Raw genomic sequence first — 18217 nt, 5'->3', positions numbered from 1 at the left:
CCCCCCTTGAACGTAGATTCACGTGGGGATTTTATTATAGAGAGGAAGGATCAGGGCGATGGCAGCACCTCTGCGGCTCTCCGTTCACCAGCAGGAACACTTCGTACGGGAGGGGTATCTCCGCGGCCTCCCGGCGGTCTATGCTCCATCAGAGGTCCGGGACCTCCACGCTGGCTTGCAGGGGTTACTGGCCTTGCTCAAACCCGGGGAATCCTCCAAAGAGATCCGGGAATGGCATGAATCGAGCCGGTTTCTCTATGATATCTGCATGCACCCGGTGCTTCTGGACTATGTTGAAGACCTGTTGGGGCCGGATTTCTATCTCTGGGGGTCGAATTTCTTCATCAAAGAACCCCGCAGCCTGTCCACCGTGGGGTGGCACCAGGATGCGTACTACTGGCCGCTCGATCCCCACGAGTCCCTGACGGTCTGGCTGGCCTTCGATGACAGCACGGTGGAGAACGGTGCTATGACCGTGGTCCCGGGCTCACACCGGGCAGGGTTGCTCAAGCATATCCGTGTGCGGGAGACCGATTCGGTGCTGATGCTCGAATGTGAACGCGGGCAGTTCGCCGAGGACACGGCGTTGCCCGTCACGCTGAAGGCCGGTGAGGTCTCGATCCATGATGACAAGTTGGTTCACGGTTCGCCGGCAAACCCATCGGATACCCGGCGGGCGGGGCTGACGATCCGGTATTCACGGACGAACGTGAAGTGCGACCTTTCCATCAATCCGCATTTCACAACGTATCTGTGCCGCGGTACGGACAGGTTCAAGTACAATCCCAGAGGAGTAGAGCCGGTGCAGCAGTTCGGGCGGCTCGACAGGAAGCACGTCAGCGTGGAGGAGGCCGGTACGGGTGCCGAGAAGAAGCTCGGGCTCGTCTGATCGAAGAGTTCACCTGGAGCATCCATGAATCTCACGATGTATCAGATCGATGCGTTCACCCGGGAGTTGTTTCACGGGAATCCTGCTGCTGTCTGTCCGCTGGATACGTGGCTCCCCGATGACGTGATGCAGGCGATCGCCGAGGAGAATAACCTCGCGGAGACCGCATTCTATGTCCGCGAAGAAGGCGGGTTTCACATCCGCTGGTTCACCACCGTATGCGAAGTGGATCTGTGTGGCCACGCGACGCTGGCGACCGCGCATGCGCTCTTCCATCACGAAGGATACATCGGGGAGAGCCTGACATTCTCATCGCGCAGCGGGGTCCTCCGTGTGCGGAGGGATGGCGATCTCCTGGTGCTTGACTTCCCCGTTGATACCATCCGTCCGGCCGAAGTGCCCGAGGGTCTGATGCGTGCTCTCGGTGGCCCGCCACGCGAGCTGTTCCGGGGGAAGGACGATCTCCTTGTGGTGTATGACAGGGAAGCCGAGATACGTGCGATCGAACCGGACTTCGCGATGATCGGGAAGGTACCGTGCCGCGGTGTGATCGTGACCGCCCCCGGGGAGACCGTCGATTTTGTGTCCAGGTTCTTCGGGCCGCAATCAGGGATACCCGAGGATCCTGTGACGGGTTCAGCGCACACGACCTTGGTGCCGTATTGGGCGGAGAGATTGAAGAAAACGACGTTCACTGCACTCCAGCTCTCGCGCCGGGGCGGCACGCTTCGTTGTGCGTTGAAGGGTGACCGGGTGGAGATCGCGGGCCATGCGGTGACGTATCTTGAAGGGACGATCCGCGTGCCCGGGGTATGAGGTGATGCACCGGCCAACCTCCGGGAATGCACCCGAAGAACTTGACCCTGCCGTGAATCTGATGAGGCTGCTGCCCCTTTCCTCTGTCCCCCCATTTCTGTTCATTATAGTTTGACCTTTCGGTACAGGAGCTGCTATGGTGAAGATCGGCACGAAGCTCGGACTGGGGATCGGGGTTCTGGTGCTGCTGTGTGTGAGCATCGGCCTTATCTCGTATCAGCAGACCCAGATGGTGGGGGAGAAACTGCAGGACCTTGCGCAGATCAGGGAGCCGGCGAACTCGGCGGTGTATGCGCTGGAGAACCATCTGGTGGAGACCGCATTCGCCGCATTCGGCTATTCCGCCACCGGCGACCGGAATTTCGTGGATGCCTATGATGAGGGGCTGGCCGATGCGTCGTTCCTGCAACGAACGATCCCCGGCGGACGGAGCCCGCTGTCGTCGGATGATGCCGCGTTACGCTTCACCTTCGACCAATTGCACGAAGGGGCGGCGCACAACATCGCATTGCGCGGACGATTCTCCCGCACGATGGATTCGCTGCAGGTGGAGGCTGAGGCGCTCGAGAGGTTGCTCATCGACCGGATACAGAGTGCCGTCACGGCGGATGATCCGATCGCCTACCGGAGGCTGCAGGTGGTCCTTGGCATGCAGATCCAGCTGAGCACCATCACGAAGCAATTAGGCAGCTTCCTGCTCACCGGCGAATCGCAGTATGGTGCGGGCATGGACGCTGCGGAGGCCCGGCTGAGGGAATTCGCCCAGGCGTACCGGATCCTCCTCCTCACACCGGAAGAGCGTACCCTGTCCGAAGAACTCCGCGGGCGCCTCGCGCGTGTGCTCGGGCTGACCGCCGCGATGCGCAGACTCGAGCAGGAGCGCAGGGAACGGCTGACCGCATTCCTGACGCTGTACCGTCAGTTGAAGATACAGTTGGACACCGGCGTGAAGACCGGGACGCAGCGTGGCCTCGAACAGGCGCGCCAGGAACTCCTGGAGGCGGGCACCACGGCGAACACGACGATCCTGCTGGCGTTGCTCGGCAGTGTGGTGTTCGGCATCGGGGCGGGCATGGTGACCACGCGCCATATCACGCGACCGCTCAAACACCTGGTGAGCGTCATGCGCGCGATCGCCGATGGCGATACAAGCCGGCGGGTGCAGATCACGACGCACGATGAGCTCCGTCTGGTAGGAGAGGCCTTCAATCATATGACGGACCAGCTCGAGTCCGCCGAACGAGCGCGGCTTGCGAGCCTCCGGATGTCCGCGACCTCCATGCAGCGTGCGCAGGAAGAGGAGCGAGCCCGGATCTCCCGCGAATTGCATGACGACGTCTGTCAGCGCCTGACGGGGACGCGGTACCGCGTGGATGTGTTACAGGACGGCGTCCCGGCCGGGAACCGCAAGATGTCGCGCGAGCTTGAGGAGGTGGCGGTGGAGTTGGACCGGTCGATCAGCGAGGTGCGGCGCATATCGTCCAACCTCCGGCCGAGCGTTCTGGATGACTTCGGGTTGATCGCGGCGCTGCGTCTGCTGTGCTCGGAGATGCAGCGGTCAACGGGGATCGCGGTGACGTGCGAGGTGCCGGATGCGGCGGAGGACCATGTGGACGGCACGACGGAGATCGCGTTGTACCGCATCACGCAGGAGGCCCTGGGGAATATCTCCAAACATGCGCATGCCACGCAGGTGGACCTGCGTCTGGGCCGTGATGAGAGCGGTATCGTCCTGACGATCCGGGACAATGGCGTGGGTTTCATACAGGGTGATGTTGAGCGGAGCCGGGAGTCCGGACACGGATTCGGGCTGCGGACCATGAGTGAGCGTGCCGAACTTCTCGGAGGACGGTGCGATGTGCAAAGCACGAAGAACGGCGGGACGACGGTGACCGTCTCCCTGCCTCTTCCTGAGGAGGATGATAATGCGTAAGACACGGATACTGATCGTTGATGACCATGATGTCGTGCGGAGCGGCCTGAAGGCGCTGCTGCGGACCTCCGAAGAGTATGCTGTTGTCGGTGAGGCCGCGGATGGTGAGGAGGCGCTGCGACTCGTGGAGGAGCTCACGCCGGACATTGTCCTCACGGACATCTCCATGCCGCGGCTGGACGGCATTGGTGCGACGCGCCTGATCACGCAGCGCCACCCGCAGGTAAAGGTCATCGTACTGACCGTGTACGAAGATGAGGAGTATGTGTATCAGATCCTCAGGGCGGGTGCGAGCGGATATCTTCTCAAGAATGCCAGCAAGAACCAGATCTTTGAGGCCATCGAAGCCGTGATGTCCGGTGAACGGTTCTTCAGTCCGGGTATCTCACGCCTGATCGTGGACGGCTTTCTGAAGCGTGCTGCCGTGCAGGAGACCGTGGAACCGCCCACGCCATCGGGCAGCGGGCTCACGAAGCGTGAGCTGGAGGTCCTCCGGTTCATCGCCCTGGGGTTGACCAACCGCGAGATCGCGGAGAAGCTGTTCCTGAGTTTCCGGACGGTGAACACGCACCGGGCGAACATCATGCAGAAGCTGGATATCCATGATACCGCGGGATTGGTGCGGCATGCTATTGCGACGGGGGTGGTGGATATGAAGAAAGAAGAAAAGAGAGAGGAGAAATAGAGGGGAACGCAAGGCGAAAAGAGAGGGGGATGGGAGGAAGAATCGGGCGAAAACAGGGGGTTTGGGGGATGGGGGTGGTTCCGGGGTAGGGTAAATATACTAGTCAGGAAAATACACCGTCTGCCCGATTGAGGGGCAGGCCTCTCCTTCGTATCCTGGTGCAGTAATGATCGACCACCCGCACCACTCACCGTGAAGGAGAACCGAAGATGAGGCATCTCTGGATAGCGCTGTTGTTCGTCGTGTTCCTGGCCGCAGGATGCGCCGATCATGAAAAAGAGAATGCGCTGCAGTCCCAGTTGTCGCAGGCCGAGACCGACCGTCAGTCCTACAAGTCGCTCCTCAGCGAGCGCGATGCATACATCGAAGATGTGATGAAAGAGATCAACGGCATCTACGCCGGGATCGAAGCCGCCCGGGCGAAGGAGGGGAGACTCCTTGCCCAGAAAGCTGCCACGGAGGGTGCAACGAGCGGTGCCGCACTCGATACCCGGAAGCAGCTGCTGAGCAACATCACCAGCATCGGCGATGAGCTCAAGGAGAACCGGAAGCGCATCAACGGTCTGATCGCGCGCCTGAAGGCATCCCAGAGTGAGATCGCGAGCCTGAACAAGCTGGTAGAGAATCTCCAGGCGACCCTGCTCGAGCGCGAGCAATCGATCACCCGCCTGCAGGCCCAGATCGCCGGACTTGAGACCACGATCAACAACAAGACCCGCGAACTCGCGGAAAAGGATATGGAGCTGGAACACCAGCGCCGCATGCTTGGCACAGGGTACTACGTAGCTGCCCCCCGAGAGGAACTCGAAGAGAAGGGGATCATCACGGAGGAAGGCGGGTTCCTCTGGGGGCTTCTTGGTTCCACGACGGTGATGAGCAGTGGGATCGATCCCACGACGTTCACCGCGATGGACAAGACACGTGAACAGACCATCCGCATCCAGGGGCACGTTGCTGAGATCCTGCCCCGCCGGAATGCAGACCTGTTCGCGGTGTCGGAGACAGACGGTGAAGGTACAGAGTTGAAGATCCTTCAGCCTGAGAAGTTCTGGCAGGACAAATACCTGGTGGTGGTGTTGGATTAGGGACAGGTATTACCCGCAAGGGGTTCTGCTGGAAGAACAAGCCCCCCGTATTCGCAGGGTACGGGGGGCTTTGTTTATCCATAGCCGGCAAGGGGCACGGTCATCGGACAGGCGCCCGGGGAGTGCCCCCTCTCGGTTTCTCCAAATTCTTCGATCGCGTTCGAAGCAGTGCTCGGACAGGCGCCCGGGGAGTGCCCCCTCTCGGTTTCTCCAAATTCTTCGATCCAGAGCTGTCAGGCGTCCCGGTGGAGAAACCTGCTGGGGCAGCTCCCCGGTCGCCTCCCCAGACTGCTGTACTCTCCTCCTCTCGTCTCCTCACTCTCGTTTCCTCCCTCGCTCTCCTGCTCTTCGGCACTCTTCTCTGCTTCGGGGGACCGTCCTCGGCGTTGAATCTCCGTTCACAATGGCGTATCTTCCGGTATCACCATTCACCCCCGCCACAGCCAGCAACGAGACTCACACCATGGCCTTTGCCTTCGATCATCCCGTGCTGCACCGCATCCCGCCGCCGCTCGAGCACATCGAGTTCGTCACCGTGCGGCTCCCCTTCATCAGCCCCTTCGGTATCAGCGCGCATGTGTGGACGTGCAAGGAGGCGTTGCTGCTGCGGGTCACGTCGGGCGGACACACCGCATGGAGCGAATGCGTGGCCGATCCGGACCCGTACTATCTGCCCGAGACCACCTCGACCGCCGCGCATATCATCCGCGACTTCCTGTTGCCGGTGGTCAAGGACGGCATGACGATGGCGGACATCCTCGCCGAGTTCCGCAAGGTCAAAGGGAACCCCATGGCAAAGGCGACGGTCGAGAATGCTCTGCTGGTCCTTCTCGCCGAAGGGGACAACGTGCCGCTGCATGCCCTGCTCGGACAGACGCCGGCCCGCATCATGTCCGGCATCAGCATCGGCATCAAGGAGACCGTTGATGATCTTCTCGTCGCCGTGCAGGAAGCGGTGGACAAGAAGTACCACCGCGTGAAGATGAAGATCAAGCGCGGCAAGGATGTTGCCTGGGTCCGTGCCGTGCGCGAGCGCTTCCCGGATATCCAGCTCATGGTCGATGCCAACTGCGATTTCACGCTGGATGACCTTCCGATGCTTCGCGCATTGGATGCATTCGGACTGACGATGATCGAGCAGCCGCTGTCGTACGCCGACATCTACCAGCATTCCCTGGTGCAGAAGGAATTGAAGACCCCGGTCTGCCTCGATGAATCCATCCTCTGCCTGGATGATGCAGCAACGGCGCTTGCGCTTGGCTCCTGCCGGATCATCAATATTAAGGAAGGCCGTGTGGGCGGACTCATCGAATCCATGCGTATCGCAGCCCTCTGCCAGCACCATGGCATCCCCGTCTGGTCGGGGGGTATGGACGAGACCGGCATCGGGCGCGCGGTGAACATCCATCTCCAAACTGTCCCCGGATTCACTCTCCCCGGAGACACCTCAGAAACCTCCCGCTATTTCACGGAAGATATCGCCGATCCACCGGTGGTGCTGGACAGGGAAGGCTTCATCACCATTCCGCCGGGGCCCGGATTGGGCATCCATATCGATCCCGAACGGCTGAACCGCTATCTGGTCAAACGGGAAACGATCCGATAGGACCTCCCCCCCCCTCCTCAAAAACGATAATTTTTTGATACGCTCCCGCGCCATGGGCGGACTATATTGGTGACGTTCACTTTGTCATCATTCACAGCCCCATGGAGGGACGCCATGACACGCCAGCAACCGCAGACCGAACGCGACCGGCCACTCGATCCGAAAGCCGCGATCGCGATGTTGATCAGAGAACTGCATCTGATCCCGGTGGAAACGCCGGGAAAGACGGGAGGTGTCTATGGTGCTCCGGTTGTTGTGGAGGTCCCTGCTCGCGTTTCTCTTATTTGAGTTCCGTACGGCGTACCTGCATCTGCTCCTTGCGGGCCTCTCTCTTGTCTATGATATGGACGAAGTGAGAGAGGAGGATCCCGAAGACGAGGCCGGGGGGACGGGGGAAGATTGATGGGGGCGGATTGACAGGGGAGGGTGGGGCGGATCCTCCGCAGCCCGTCCCCTCCTCCGTCCCGGCAACACGTCCCGGCAACACGGCCGTCCGGTGTTGCCATTCTTGAAGCATTCCCGTACTTTCCTCTAGCTGTTCCCCTACGATCCCATTCACTCCACGAGACCACCGCGATGAACGGTATCCCCGTCCTGCACGCCGAAGGCGATTGCATCGCCCGGGCATGGGAAAACGCCCTGATCGAACTCCATACCAATGGCTGTCGTATCAAGACCCAGTACGACAAGCCCGACGATCCGCCCAGCATCGATGCAACGATGATGGTGACCATCCACGACCCGCTCGCGGAGCCGATGATCCACAAGGACTTCCCGGGTGGGCCGGAAGATCTGCAGGAGTATGTGATGGAGGTGTGCGACGGGATCAAGGACCACCTGATCCGCGACCCCAACGATCCCTCCGACACGCGCTGGGAGTATACCTACCATCAGCGGTTGTTCGGCTACGACACTCCCGGCAAAGCGATCGCCAACCAGATCGATATCATGGCACAGAAGCTCGCGGAGACGCCGTACAGCCGCCGGGCACAGGCGATCACGTGGAAGGTGTGGGAGGATAACGACTGCTACGATCCGCCCTGCCTGCAGAGCATCTGGTGCCGCATCACGGAAGATGCCGGCATCCCGTACCTGAGCATGAACGTCCGCTTCCGTTCGAACGACGCGTACAAAGCGGCGTTCATGAACATCTTTGCGCTCGTGCAACTGCAGAAACTCATCGCTGAGAAGGTCAGTGCCCTCGCGAAGAAGGAAGTGCACGTGGGACGGTACTGCCACCTGGCCGACAGTTACCATATCTATGGCGCATACTTCCGCGAGTTCGAAGGGCGCTTCCTCGGTGCGCTCGGGAAGCGGACGTTCGAACAGCGCACGATGGCCTACGAAGATCTGCGGGAGATCATGGAGGAGGCCCGTCCGGGCATCCTCGAGAAAGCACGCGCCATGTCGCGCAGCAAATGAATCCATTGATCGTCCTTTCAAGGCCATGACCATGAAACGTTCTTTCGCCTCCATCCTCCTGTTGACGGTGCTCACCTTCTGCGGCGCCGCTCAGAACCTGAGCATCACCCCGATACGGATCCCCGATATCGAGGGGTACCATACGCTGAAGTGCGACTTCCATATGCATACGGTCTTCTCGGATGGCGATCTGTGGCCCGAGTTCCGGGTGAAAGAGGCGCTGTCGGAAGGGCTTGACGCGATCGCCATCACGGACCACATCGAATATCTGCCGAAGAAGACCTGGCTGGGCTCGGACCGCAACCTCAGCGTCCAGATCGCGCGCCCGGTCGCTGCAGCGACCGGACTGATCCTCATCCCCGGCGCAGAGATCACGCGTTCCATGCCCCCCGGCCACCTGAACGCGATCTTTGTCCAGGACGCGAATGCCCTGTCGAAGGAGACCTGGCGCGATGCGGTGGCGGAGGCGCGGAAGCAGGGTGCCATCATCTTCTGGAATCACCCCGGATGGAAAGGGCAGCAGCCCGACGGCGTGGCACGGTGGTACGATGAGCATACGGAGATCCTCGGGAACGGCACGCTGTGGGGTATGGAGGTCGCGAATCACACCGAATGGTATCCACAGGTCCTCGCCTGGGCCCGGGAGAAGGGGCTCGGCATCATGGGCAATTCAGATTCTCACGAGCCGATCTCGTTCGAGTTCAACCGCAGGGGGATCGCGCACAGGCCCATGACCCTCGTCTTTGCAAAGGAACGCTCCGCGGAATCGATCAGGGAGGCATTGCTTGCGAAACGGACCGCCGTGTACCGGGAGCATGAGGTCATCGGCGACTCCCTCTGGCTGAAGCAGATCTTCACCCATTCGATCGCCATCACACCGGGTGAGGTGGCAACGACCGGGAGGAAGCCTGTACCCGTGACGGCCGTGAATTCGTCAGACCTTACCTACCGCCTGGAGCGTGTCTCGCCCACCAGCGTCCTCGTCTTTCCGGAAGAGCTGACGATCCCCGCGGGGCAATCCACGGTGTTCGGCGTCCGCCCTTCGGCAGATTCGCTTTCTGTGAATGGCAGTGTGACCGTCGTGTACCGTGTGAAGAACATGATCGTTGCTCCGGACCGGAGCCTTGAGGTGCCGTTGACGTTCAGAGTCCGTATCGACCCGAAGTAGTAGCCGCGTTCATAGAGACCGCTGACAGATCAAGAAGAACCGGAGGTATGATGGTGTTGCCGTTCCGCAGAAGCGTCCCTTGCCTTGCTCTTACCCTCACCCTCACCGCGTCCATCGTTCTGCCGAGCCATGCGCAGCCGACGGTGGCGCACGACCTTCGTAGCGAGCGGCTGGCCCCGGTGTGGGACGAAGCTCTTCCGTTAGGGAACGGTATGCTCGGCGCACTGGTCTGGCAGAAGGAAGGGAAGATCCGGATCTCGTTGGATCGCGCCGACCTCTGGGATCTCCGTCCGATGAAGGGGTTGGACCGTCCGGAGTTCCGGTTCGATTGGGTGCGCGGACAGGTGGCGAAGAAGGAATACGGGATCGTGCAGGAGTATTTTGATGCCCCGTACGAACGGGAGCCGGCGCCGACAAAGATCCCCGGGGCCGCCTGGAATTCGATACGACAGGATTCGGTACGGTGACGTCGGTGCACCTCTCGCTCGCGACGGCCACCGCGCACGTTACATGGGCGAGCGGGGTGGAGTTGACCGCATTCGTTCATGCGACACAGCCCGTCGGTTGGTTCACGTTCCATGGTGCACCGAAAGGGTTGCAGCCGGTCATCATCCCGCCTGCCTATGCGGGCGGTGCGGATGCGGGGCCTGCAGGTTCCGTGGAGGGCGACAACCTCGTCCGCCTCGGCTATCCGCAAGGGAAGGTGGATGTGCGTCCGGGGAATGCGGTCTATACCCAGGCCGGCTGGGGAGGGTTCCGCTATCAGGTCGTGGTTTCCTGGCGCACGACCGGCGCCGGGGGCGTGGAAGGAGCCTGGAGTCTCAGTTCGCAACGCGGAACGAAGGCGGCCTCCGTTGATGCGCGCGAAGCCTGCCGCAGTGCGCTGGTGCGTGGTGTTGCCGCCGATGTGCGCACGCACAGGCGCTGGTGGGATGCGTTCTGGTCGAAGTCCGCGATCCATGTCCCCGATCCACTTCTTGAGAAACAGTGGTATCAGGAGCAGTACCGTTTCGGCTCAACCTCGCGGCGCGGTGCACCGCCGATCTCGCTCCAGGCGATCTGGACAGCGGACAATGGGCGCATCCCACCGTGGAAGGGGGATTTCCACCACGATCTGAACACGCAATTGAGCTACTGGCCGTGCTATACCGGGAACCATCTGGAAGAGGGACTTGCCTATCTGGACCACCTCGACGGGAACAGGAACGCGTACAAAGAGTATACGAAGCGGTACTTCGGTCTTGAGGGGCTCAATGTGCCGGGTGTGACCACCCTTGATGGCCGTGAGATGGGTGGATGGATACAGTACTCGTGCGGTCCGACGGTTGGCGCATGGCTTGCGCACCACTACTGGCTGCACTGGCGGTACAGCATGGATACCGTCTTCCTCCGCACCCGAGCCTATCCGTGGCTCCGCGAGACGGCGGAGTTCCTCGAGCGCCTCAGCACGAAGAATGCAGCCGGCGTCCGCATGCTACCGCTCAGCGCCAGTCCGGAGATCAACAACAACGACATTACCGCGTGGTTCACATCGATGACGAACTACGACCTCGCCCTGATGCGGTTCGCGTTCGGGGCCGCGGCCGACATGGCATCCGTGCTCGGTCGCAGGAGCGAGGCGGAACACTGGTCGGCGGTGAAGGATGAATTGCCGCAGTTCGTCGCAGAGCCGTCGGGTGCTCTCATGTTCGCACCGACGCTCCCGTACCGCCAATCGCACCGGCACTTCTCGCATGCGATGGCGATCCATCCGCTCGGGCTCATCCGTTGGGAGGACGGCGACGATGCGCAGCGCATGATCCGCGGGACGCTTGCACTTCTGGATTCCGTCGGCCCGGCGGAGTGGTGCGGGTATTCGTATTCCTGGCTCGGGAACATGAAGGCGCGGGCGAAGGACGGCGAGGGCGCGGCCCGGGCATTGGGCATCTTTGCGCGCGCGTTCTGCACATCGAACGGCTTTCACGTGAATGGCGATCAGACGAAGTCGGGGTATTCCAACTTTACCTACCGTCCGTTCACGCTGGAGGGGAATTTTGCATTCGCGGCGGGGCTTCAGGAGATGCTGGTGCAGAGTTACGCCGGACAGATCGAGCTGTTCCCGGCAGTTCCGTCATCATGGAAGGACCTCTCGTTCCGTACGCTCCGCGCCGAAGGGGCGTTCCTGGTCAGCGCGAAACGGGAGGGTGGACAGGTGGCAGAGGTGACCATCACCGCGGAGAAACGCGGCACCGCCCGGCTGAAGAAGCCATTCCGCACCTGGTTCATCGCAGCACAGCGTGGGGCGACGATGACACAGGAGCGTGATCAGTTCGTGATCGAACTTCAACCGGGCGGTACCATCACCCTCAAGAATGGGTACGAATAGCGCCGGTCAGCGCGCCCAGAGCCATCCGAAGGTCCCGGCGGTCACCAGCGCATACAGCAACGCATCGAAGGTATTCTTGAGCGTTGTGGACCACGGGCGTTTGTACCAGATGGATTCCTGCCATCCGCCCAGTGCGTAGGCGACAAAAGCGGTGACGCCGGCAAAACGGAAGACCGCGAGGTAGTGTGCATCCGGTCCGAGTGCGCGCCCGGCGACGTAGGCCGCGAAGATGCCGATCAGAATGGAATAGACGAACCATTGGATCATGGGGCCGGCCATGGAAGGGTTGGTACCTGCCCAGATCGTGATCATCGCATTCGGGCCCTTCTTGACCTTCTCCTGATGCTCCGGAGTGCCGAACTCCTTCATGGAAGCCGCACGGGGCAACTGATACGAGCCGTCGGGGATGGAGAACTTGCGCAGTGCATCGGCGATGCCTTCTTCGTTCGGGAGCTTCTTGTAGTCGCCGGCATGGTAGCCGAAGACCATGTGCACGAGCGAGCTGAGGATGAAGACGAAGATGGCTGACACCAGGATGGGCAGCCAGAGAGCCGGGATGGGGACCATGAGTGACTCCTATGGGGTGTGGAAAGAACAGGTGGATATGTCTGGGAAATACGGCCTTTTAGGGTGAGATGCAAGGGCAGGAAGGTGGATTAAGAATCAAAAGCTAAGAATTCTTCATTGAAAAGACCAGAATAGGAAGCAATGGTGGTGGGAGATACTGAGATGCAAGACAGACGAGGTTTTTTGAAGAACGGAAGTGCCGCAGTAGCCGGGCTGCTGGCCGCGGGATGGACCGCGCCCTCGATCGCCGGGCGCACACGTTCTTCGCGCATTCCGCTGATCCACATCACCGACATGTACCATCCCCCTCAGGACCCGGATGATCATTTCGACCTGGCAACCATTGCCGCCCTTCCGGAGTTCGACCTGCGGGGTGTGATCCTCGACGTCACGCAGAAGTTCCTCGATCCCGCTCCGGCCGGATGGGACATTGCGCGCGATCCGGGCTATGTTCCTGTCGTTCAACTCGGACACATCCTCGGACGCGCCATCCCCGTCGCCGCGGGGCCCGTGGCGCCACTCGACTCCGTCGGCGACGATCTGCGCGGCCGGCCTGCAGCGCAACAGGCGGGTGTCACATTGTTGTTGGAACTTCTCGATGCTTCTCCGGAACCCGTCGTGCTGTCCCTTGTTGGCTCTGCACGGGTGGTCGCCGCGGCGTTCAACCGCGCGCCGGACCTCCTCCGATCGAAGACGGCTGCGGTCGTCCTCAATGCCGGTTCCACAGGAGGGCCGAAGAGAGAATGGAATGTGGGGCTCGATCAGGCAGCCTACGTGAGACTCTGGCGCTCCGGTCTCCCGATCCACTGGTACCCCTGCGGAACTCCCTCAGGCGCATTCGATCCGACACACGAGCGAGGGACATACTGGAAGGCCACTCATGGCAACCTGCTTGGGTCGCTCTCCCCTGCGATGCGCGCGTGGTTTGCCTGTGCGCTCTCGGGTTCGCGGCGTGGGGATGTCATCCAGCTTCTGGCCGACCCGATCGACAGCGCCTTCTGGGAAGGGGCCATGCAGGAGGCGCGGAACATGTGGTCCACGGCCTCTCTCGCAATGACGGCGGGGCGGGATCTTGTCCACACCGGAGAGGGGTGGCGCTTCGTGCCAGGCGGGAGTGCCGGGAGTGATACGGTGTGGCCCTGGCGGTTGGATCCCGTGTCAGCGTCGGTGGACGACGCAGGGGTCGTTACGTGGGCAGTGGCCGGCGGTGCGTCGCACCACCGGCTCTTCGGGAGAAAGGGCGGTGCCGCCTTCGGGGCCGCCATGGGAGAAGCTCTCGGTGCGTTACTCGGTACGATCGGCTGAACGGGAGGCCGCTCAGTAGACGACCACCGTGGTATTGCGGTCTGGAGCCCCGGCCGGATACCGTTGTACACCCCGCGTGGTCGCCGCTTCGATGTAGTATTCAATGTCATCCCGGACCGCCATGGAGCGGATGACGCCATGCCATACTGCGCGGCCCCGGTTGATAAGTGGCTCTGCGCGGAATGCCTTCTCTCCGATCGTTCTCCAGAAGATCCGTGCGGTCTGCATCCCTTCCTGTGGCAGGATCACCTTCAACCGCAGGTCCTCGCCCTTGCGCAGCGATGTCCGTTGCGTGGGCACGATGATCCTGTCCTGATGCATCATGATATTCGCCGGCCAGCACGAGGCAGGGAGTTGCGCACCCAGGAGCGTTTCCATTTCACGGCCGGGAATGGTGACCGTGAGGGTAACGACATGTTGCTGCCAGTTGGCGATGGTCCCGAGTTCGCCGTTGGTGCTGACGGTCTGGAGGAGCAGGGCGATCGCTTCTTCCAGTTCCTTCATCTGCCGCGACCGGAGATCGATGGCTCGCTGGCGGTATCGGGACCGGTCGCCCAGAGAATCGGCGCGCATCGCCTTGAGGAGCCGGTCGATCTCGCCGTACGTGCATGCATAGCGGCCTGTTGCACGGAGATACTTGAACGTGGAAGCCCAGTAGTCGAACCGGTCGAGATGCCATGGACCGATCACGAGCGGGCGGAGGTGTTCGAACTCATCGACGAACCGGTATTCTCCACGGCGTTGTTCCCAGGTCAACGTGTCTGCTTTGATGCCTCCCGGTCCACTCACCCAATCGGCCGGGACCGGCATGTTCATCCGGCTGGCGCGCCCGCGGTCGTACGTGTCGAGTCCATCGATGCGCGAGAAGATCGCCGCGGCACCCGCGCACGGCTCTTCACCGAACAGTGTGCGGCACCAATCAAGATAGAAATCTTCCACCGGCATGTCGCGCACAGGGTCCTTGCTGCGCTGCACGGCTTTTTCGGGAGAGACGCGCTCGCCGGCATCCGGGTTCCAACCCTTCTGTGACCACCCCGCGGCCGCGAGCGAGGCGATGTTCGGACTGAGGACGCGGGTGCGCCAATGGATGCCGATGAGTCCGGTGCATCCGTACGCGAGCGCATCGGCAGCGTCGGCGCGCATGCGTCCTGCCCAGAGTTGCGGAATGATCAATGCGGGATCGTCCTCGAGCCAGGGGATCGCCCAGAGCGGACGGCCGGTGATCTTCGCAAAATCCGGGTCCACGGGATCGTAGCCCACGTTGCGGTTGATGCAGCTCATCGCCCACGACTTCGGCAGGAACGTGTCGAACATCGCGCGGTCCTGTGCCGGCCCGAGCACCCATCCGCATGTGGCGAAGGAGAACGGCGCGTTCAATTTCTCCGCGGCGCGCATGGCCGCGTCCAGGGTCGGCTCGTGTCTGAGCGATGTGCGCATCGTTGGTGCCGCTCCAGGTCCAATCCTCCGGCGTCCAGAACCAGTAGTAGTCCAGCGGAATGGTCTGCATGATCCTTGTGAACATGCCTTCATAGAGGTCACGCCTGAGGATGCGGTCGGTGGTGTCCTTCCCGAGTGCGAGGGCACGTTGTCGTACGGCGGCCGGTACCGTCAGGGGTGTCTCGGTGCCGATGCACATCTTCACTCCGAGTCCGCGTCCAAAGGTGAACGCATTGGCGAAGAGCCTGGCGGTACGGTCGAACAATCCATTCCACCCCTCCGCGGGAAGGCGCGTGGGGTCGGGATGCCGGAGGACATCCGGCTTGTACGGCATGTTGGTGCCGATCGGATCATGCGGTGCGTACCCGGCCATGAACATGGAGCCGTAGGCCTCGGCGTCGAAGTATTGTCCACAGCCGAACAGATACGTACTCGTCAGTTGTGGATTATATCCCCATGCGGGGTCGCCTGCGGTCGTGAAATACCGCGCGGGATATGCCCTGGCAACGCCCGTTCCCGGGAGGATATCTTCAGGATAGCCGATCCATACCGTTGGCTCCGGACCGACGCCGCCTTCGGGATACGTGTGCAGCCCGAAGAAATTCATCCGCATCTTCACCATCTGGGCGAAGAGCGCCTTATAGTCATCCACGCTCCACCAGTCGGGCCCTTCGGGGAAATCATGGAAGGGCTGGAGGCCGCGCGTTGCAAAGAGCGGTGTATGCCATTCGGCGAGGACCGGGGGGGACCAGGTGATGCGGCCATCGGGGATGTCATCGCCATGGGCGGAGAACCGGATGCCCATCGTCTCTGCGAGAGCGTAGGCCCCGTAGAGCGTTGAGATATCCGTTGCGCCGCACACGAGCAGGATCGATCCGGTGGCGGTAGGCAGGGTGCGGAGGCAGAACCCTTCCAGCGGCATGGCGTGGAGCGAGTCACGCAAGCGTTTCTCGACAGGGAGGTTCGCCAGGAGTCGGGACGCATTGGGTGCGATGGCGATCACCGACCGGGCCCGCGGTATCTTCTGGTTGTCGGAGACGATGACGGGCAGTTTTCCGGTGCGGATATAGACATAGCGCCGCACCTCTTTCGAAGCGAGGGTGACCGCCGGGGACGGATTCGTTGGGATAACGATAATGGGCGGTTCCTGTGCGTTACAGATGGTGGCGATACACAGGATCAGTGCGACCGCAGTGGTCTTCATGGATGCTGGCGTCCGGAGGATGGGGGGTTCGGGTTGACAAAAAGTAGGCGAGACGCACCTGAGAAGCAAGAGGGTGGCCCAAACCCCCGGGCGGGGGGGGGGGGGGGGGGGGGGGGGGGGTTGTTTTGCCGGGGGGGGGGGTGGGGGGCCCGGGGGGCCCCCCCGGGGGGGGGGGGGGGGGGGGGGAGTTTTTTGGGGGGCCCCGGGGGGGGGGGGGGGGGGGGGGGGGGGGGGGCCGGGCCCCCCCGGCCCGGGCCGCGGGGGGCCCCCGGGTTTTTTTTTTTTTTTGGGGGGGCCCCTTGTGCTTTTTTGGGGCCGGGGGGGGGGGGGGGGGGGGGGGGGGGGGGGGGGGGGGGGGGGGGGGGCCGCCCCGGGCCTTTGGGGTTTTTTTTTTTTTTGGGGCGGCGGGGGGGCGCCGGGCGCGGCCGGGGGGGGGGGGCCCTGGCCCGGCCCCGCCGGGGGGGGGGGGGGGGGGGGGGGGGGTCCGGGGCCTCGCCGCCGGGCCCGGGCTGGCCCTGGGGGGGGGGGGGGGGGGGGGGGGGGGGGGGGGGGGGGGGGGGGCGGGGGGGGGGGTTTTTTTGTTGGGCGGCCCGCCCCGCGTTTTGCCTTGTGGGGTGGCGGGGGGGGCGGGGGGGGGGGGGGGGGGGGGCGGGGGGCCCCCCGGGGGGGGGCCCCGGGGGGGGGGGGGGGGGGGGCCGCGGGGGGGGGGCCGGGGGGGGGGGGGGGTCTTTGGGGGGTTGTGGGGGAGGGGGGGGGGGCGCGGTGCCTGGGGGAGGGGGGGGGTGGGGGGGGGGGGGGGGGGGGCGGGGGGGGGGCCCTTGGGCCCCCCCGGGGGGGGGGGAAGGGGGGGGGGGGGGGGGGGGGGGGGGGGTGTGGGGGCGGGGGCAGCGGGGGGGGGGGGGGCGGGGGGGGGGGGGGCGGGGGGCGGGGGCGGGCGCGCGGGGGGGGGGGGGGGGGGGGCCCGCCCCCTTGCCCGGGGGGGGGGGGGGGGGGGGGGGGCCGGGGCCCCCCCCCCCCCCCCCCCCCCCCTGGGCGGGGGGGGGGGGGGGGGGGGGGCGGCGCCGCCGGGGGGGGGGGGGGGGGCCCTCCGGGGGGGGGGGGGGGCCCGCCCTGGGGGGGGGGCCCCCCCCGCCGGGGGCGCCCCCCGGGCGGGGGGTTTTTTTTGGGGGGGCCCCCCCCGGGGGGGGGGGGGGGGGGGCGCGGGGGGGGGGCAGGGGGGGGGGGGGGGGGGGGGGGGGGGGGGGGGGGGGGCCCGGCCGGGGGGGGGGGGGGGCGGGGGGGGGGGGGCGGGGGGGGGGGGCCGCGGGGGGGGGGTTGGGGGGGGGGGGGGGGGGGCCCCTTGGGGCCCCCTTTTTTTTTGGTTTTGGGGGGGGGGGGGGGGGCGGCGCGGGGGGGCGGGGGCGGGGGGGGGGGGGGGGGGGGGGGGGGGGGGGGGGGGGGCCGGGGGGGGGGGGGGGGGGGGGGGGGGGGGGGGGGGGGGGCGGGCCGCGGTGGGCTTGCTTCTTTCCCTTCAAAATCATACAATAAATCTGCTAATCTTATCAAGAACGGCTGAGGGAACAGGCCCTGAGACGCCGTAGCAACCGGTCCCGTGAGCGAAACGGGGCGCCAGGTGCTAAATCCTGCCCCGGGGTATTTTTCCGGGGGAAGATGAGGAGAAGACGCGCCGCACGGTTCATGCCTCTTCCGATCATCGGAAGAGGCATTTTTCATTTCACCCTAGAAGGATGAGGAG

Annotated in this window: 13 protein-coding genes, 1 pseudogene and 1 riboswitch; of the genes and pseudogenes, 11 read left to right on the top strand and 3 right to left on the bottom strand. The window is 63.7% G+C overall.

Annotated features, from left to right (window positions below):
* Nucleotides 1-58: 58 nt before the first annotated feature.
* The 10 genes and pseudogenes from IPI01_20470 (at nt 59) to IPI01_20425 (ending at nt 11969) form a co-directional block, all read left to right on the top strand.
* Complete coding sequence (locus IPI01_20470; GenBank protein ID MBK7260130.1) at nt 59-889, top strand: phytanoyl-CoA dioxygenase family protein; 831 nt, start codon at nt 59-61, stop codon at nt 887-889.
* Nucleotides 890-913: 24 nt separating this feature from the next.
* Nucleotides 914-1705 (top strand): PhzF family phenazine biosynthesis protein, encoded by a 792-nt coding sequence (locus tag IPI01_20465; protein MBK7260129.1) that lies wholly within the window; start codon nt 914-916, stop codon nt 1703-1705.
* A 136-nt stretch (nt 1706-1841) separates the two neighbouring features.
* Nucleotides 1842-3638, top strand: coding sequence for a HAMP domain-containing protein (locus IPI01_20460; GenBank protein ID MBK7260128.1), 1797 nt, complete (start codon nt 1842-1844; stop codon nt 3636-3638).
* Nucleotides 3631-4323, top strand: a complete 693-nt coding sequence (locus IPI01_20455) for a response regulator transcription factor (protein ID MBK7260127.1) — start codon at nt 3631-3633, stop codon at nt 4321-4323. Before IPI01_20460 ends, IPI01_20455 begins: the two co-directional genes overlap by 8 nt.
* A gap of 209 nt (nt 4324-4532) precedes the next feature.
* Nucleotides 4533-5408, top strand: coding sequence for a hypothetical protein (locus IPI01_20450; GenBank protein ID MBK7260126.1), 876 nt, complete (start codon nt 4533-4535; stop codon nt 5406-5408).
* Between the two features lie 463 nt (nt 5409-5871).
* A complete protein-coding gene (menC, locus tag IPI01_20445) occupies nt 5872-7014 on the top strand; it encodes an o-succinylbenzoate synthase (GenBank protein MBK7260125.1) in 1143 nt (380 codons plus the stop codon).
* A 114-nt stretch (nt 7015-7128) separates the two neighbouring features.
* On the top strand, nt 7129-7302 hold the full coding sequence (locus tag IPI01_20440) for a hypothetical protein (protein MBK7260124.1): 174 nt from the start codon (nt 7129-7131) through the stop codon (nt 7300-7302).
* A 288-nt stretch (nt 7303-7590) separates the two neighbouring features.
* Nucleotides 7591-8436: a hypothetical protein gene (locus IPI01_20435; protein ID MBK7260123.1), complete on the top strand. Its 846-nt coding sequence runs from the start codon at nt 7591-7593 to the stop codon at nt 8434-8436.
* A 31-nt stretch (nt 8437-8467) separates the two neighbouring features.
* Nucleotides 8468-9604 (top strand): histidinol-phosphatase, encoded by a 1137-nt coding sequence (locus IPI01_20430; protein MBK7260122.1) that lies wholly within the window; start codon nt 8468-8470, stop codon nt 9602-9604.
* A gap of 50 nt (nt 9605-9654) precedes the next feature.
* Nucleotides 9655-11969: pseudogene (locus IPI01_20425) on the top strand (glycoside hydrolase N-terminal domain-containing protein).
* Nucleotides 11970-11975: 6 nt separating this feature from the next.
* Here IPI01_20425 and IPI01_20420 read toward each other — a convergent pair.
* Nucleotides 11976-12536 (bottom strand): hypothetical protein, encoded by a 561-nt coding sequence (locus tag IPI01_20420; GenBank protein ID MBK7260121.1) that lies wholly within the window; start codon nt 12534-12536, stop codon nt 11976-11978.
* Between the two features lie 294 nt (nt 12537-12830).
* Between IPI01_20420 and IPI01_20415 the strand changes: the two genes are divergently transcribed.
* Complete coding sequence (locus IPI01_20415) at nt 12831-13841, top strand: hypothetical protein (protein MBK7260120.1); 1011 nt, start codon at nt 12831-12833, stop codon at nt 13839-13841.
* A 12-nt stretch (nt 13842-13853) separates the two neighbouring features.
* On the opposite strand, the gene IPI01_20410 is transcribed toward IPI01_20415, so the two are convergent.
* Nucleotides 13854-14816, bottom strand: a complete 963-nt coding sequence (locus IPI01_20410; GenBank protein MBK7260119.1) for a hypothetical protein — start codon at nt 14814-14816, stop codon at nt 13854-13856.
* Complete coding sequence (locus IPI01_20405) at nt 14761-16482, bottom strand: hypothetical protein (protein MBK7260118.1); 1722 nt, start codon at nt 16480-16482, stop codon at nt 14761-14763. The genes IPI01_20410 and IPI01_20405 overlap by 56 nt, the downstream gene beginning before the upstream one ends.
* Before the next feature lie 1535 nt (nt 16483-18017).
* A riboswitch (SAM riboswitch) is annotated at nt 18018-18139 on the top strand.
* Nucleotides 18140-18217: the final 78 nt, after the last annotated feature.

The organism is Ignavibacteriota bacterium (genome assembly GCA_016707525.1).
Taxonomy (GTDB): domain Bacteria; phylum Bacteroidota; class Ignavibacteria; order UBA10030; family UBA6906; genus JAGDMK01.
Note: the sequence above shows the minus strand (reverse complement) of the source record. Positions and strands in the feature narration are given on the sequence as shown.

What these genes read in the sequence shown, in the direction of transcription:
- menC (MBK7260125.1), top strand. Translation starts at nt 5,872, where the DNA reads ATGGCCTTTGCCTTCGATCATCCCGTGCTGCACCGCATCCCGCCGCCG.
- IPI01_20450 (MBK7260126.1), top strand. Translation starts at nt 4,533, where the DNA reads ATGAGGCATCTCTGGATAGCGCTGTTGTTCGTCGTGTTCCTGGCCGCA.
- IPI01_20465 (MBK7260129.1), top strand. Translation starts at nt 914, where the DNA reads ATGAATCTCACGATGTATCAGATCGATGCGTTCACCCGGGAGTTGTTT.
- IPI01_20455 (MBK7260127.1), top strand. Translation starts at nt 3,631, where the DNA reads ATGCGTAAGACACGGATACTGATCGTTGATGACCATGATGTCGTGCGG.
- IPI01_20460 (MBK7260128.1), top strand. Translation starts at nt 1,842, where the DNA reads ATGGTGAAGATCGGCACGAAGCTCGGACTGGGGATCGGGGTTCTGGTG.
- IPI01_20415 (MBK7260120.1), top strand. Translation starts at nt 12,831, where the DNA reads ATGTACCATCCCCCTCAGGACCCGGATGATCATTTCGACCTGGCAACC.
- IPI01_20405 (MBK7260118.1), bottom strand. Translation starts at nt 16,482, where the DNA reads ATGAAGACCACTGCGGTCGCACTGATCCTGTGTATCGCCACCATCTGT.
- IPI01_20435 (MBK7260123.1), top strand. Translation starts at nt 7,591, where the DNA reads ATGAACGGTATCCCCGTCCTGCACGCCGAAGGCGATTGCATCGCCCGG.
- IPI01_20420 (MBK7260121.1), bottom strand. Translation starts at nt 12,536, where the DNA reads ATGGTCCCCATCCCGGCTCTCTGGCTGCCCATCCTGGTGTCAGCCATC.
- IPI01_20440 (MBK7260124.1), top strand. Translation starts at nt 7,129, where the DNA reads ATGACACGCCAGCAACCGCAGACCGAACGCGACCGGCCACTCGATCCG.
- IPI01_20430 (MBK7260122.1), top strand. Translation starts at nt 8,468, where the DNA reads ATGAAACGTTCTTTCGCCTCCATCCTCCTGTTGACGGTGCTCACCTTC.
- IPI01_20470 (MBK7260130.1), top strand. Translation starts at nt 59, where the DNA reads ATGGCAGCACCTCTGCGGCTCTCCGTTCACCAGCAGGAACACTTCGTA.